Origin of the sequence: Streptomyces sp. NPDC088812, from assembly GCF_044750285.1 — a bacterium.
Lineage (GTDB): Bacteria > Actinomycetota > Actinomycetes > Streptomycetales > Streptomycetaceae > Streptomyces.
Genome location: NZ_JBIVJP010000065.1, coordinates 1 through 1,825 on the forward strand (window position 1 = coordinate 1; position 1,825 = coordinate 1,825).

Here is a 1,825-nt window from a genome sequence, read left to right on the forward strand (position 1 = left end):
GCCGACGCTGACCATGCGGCTCAACGGGGTGGGCCTGCGGCTGCGCCCGCAGGGGTTCTTCCAGACGAACACCGCGGTGACCGAGGGGCTGTACGCGACGGCGGCGGCGTGGGTCGCCGAGGCCGGCCTGCCGGCGGCGGCGTGGGACCTGTACTGCGGGGTGGGCGGGTTCGCGTTCCACCTGGCCCGGGCCGGCGTGCGGGACGTGTGGGGCATGGAGTCCTCCGCCGAGGCGGTGGCCGCGGCCCGGGAGACGGCCGCGGAGCTCGGCCTGGCCGACCGGGCGCGCTTCTCCGCCGGCGACGCCACCTCCGCGCTTTCGTTCGAGAAACGGCGGGCTCCGGAGGCGCTTTCGTTCGAGAAACGGCGGCCCCGCCCGGACGCCGTCGTCGTGAATCCGCCGCGGCGGGGCATCGGCGCCGAACTGGCCGACGCGCTGGAGGACTCGGGCGTGCCCACCGTCCTGTACTCCAGCTGCAACCCGGCGACGCTCGCGCAGGACCTGGCCCGGATGCCGAGCTACCGGGTGACGCGGGTGCAGGTGTTCGACATGTTCCCGCAGACCCGGCACGCGGAGGTGCTCACGCTGCTGACCCGGCGGTGACGGAAGCCGGGACGCGTCACCGCGGGCTCCCCGCCCGGCGGTTCCGCTTCTTCAACTCAACGAAGACCCGCATCAGAGTGTCCGCCGAGGGCGCCAAAGCCGCCTGCGTCCGCACAGCCGGGTCCGGGTTCGTGAGTCCACCGGCCTGGAGGGGCCGCCCCGAGTCCCACCGGTTGGCCTTCCGCAGCCCCCCCTCGTTCCACAGCTTCTTGCCGACCACTAGGGCGTGTCTGAGAATAGATGCACGAGTCAGCTGAGACCCTGGGGACATGTCCCGGTTCCAGATGCTCTCCGACACCCAATGGGAGTTGATCGCCCCGATGCTCCCGACCCGGACCGGCCGCGCCGGCAGGCCGTTCGCGGACGCCCGCACCATGGTGGAGGCGATCATCTACCGGTACCGGTGCGGAATCGCTTGGAGGGATCTGCCCGAGGTCTACGGGCCCTGGCAGAGAAGTGTGGACCTGGCATCGGCGCTTGGCTGAAGAGGGCACCTGGGACACGGTGCTGGCCACGCTGACCGCCGCCGCTGACGCCGAAGGCCTGATCGATTGGTCGGTCTCGGTGGACTCCACGATCGCCCGCGCCCACCAGCACGCCACGAACATCACCCGCCACACAGGGGGATGGATCGAACTACAAGAATCCGCGTGAGGAGCCGGCCGATCACGGCATCGGGCGCTCCCGTGGCGGGCTGAGCACGAAGATCCATCAGCTCGTCGATGGGACCGGGCTGCCGCTGGTCAGCCTGATCACCCCCGGCCAAGCCGGGGACTCCCCGATGCTGCTTCCTCTTCTGGAGCAGCTGCGCGTGACCCGGCCAGTAGGGCGGCCCCGGACCCGCCCCGAGGCCGTGCTGGGCGATAAGGCGTACTCCTCCCGGGCGATCCGCACCCACCTACGTGCCCGTGGGATCAAAGCGGTCATCCCCGAACCGGCCGACCAGCAGGGCCACCGCAGACGGCGCGGTGCCCGCGGCGGGCGCCCCGTCAGCCTCGACGCGGACGCCTACAAGGGCCGCAACGTCATCGAGCGTCAGTACGCTCACCTGAAGCAGTGGCGGGGTCTGGCGACCCGGTATGACAAGTACGCGATCGTCTACCGGGCCGCTGTGGTCCTGAATGCTGTGCTCGCGTGGTCCAAACGATTGTCAGACATGCCCTAGGTGTGATGTCCAGGGAGGTTGTTGAGCCTGGTGGCAGGCACGGCGCCGATCGCGGA

Annotated in this window: 1 protein-coding gene and 1 pseudogene; both read left to right on the forward strand. The window is 70.6% G+C overall.

Translation table 11 applies throughout. The features are described 5' to 3' along the window. Positions 1-604: methyltransferase domain-containing protein (locus ACIP67_RS43200; protein WP_401700205.1), on the forward strand; the 604-nt coding region annotated here is incomplete at its 5' end. Between the two features lie 269 nt (positions 605-873). Next, positions 874-1,769: pseudogene (locus tag ACIP67_RS43205) on the forward strand (IS5 family transposase). Positions 1,770-1,825: the final 56 nt, after the last annotated feature.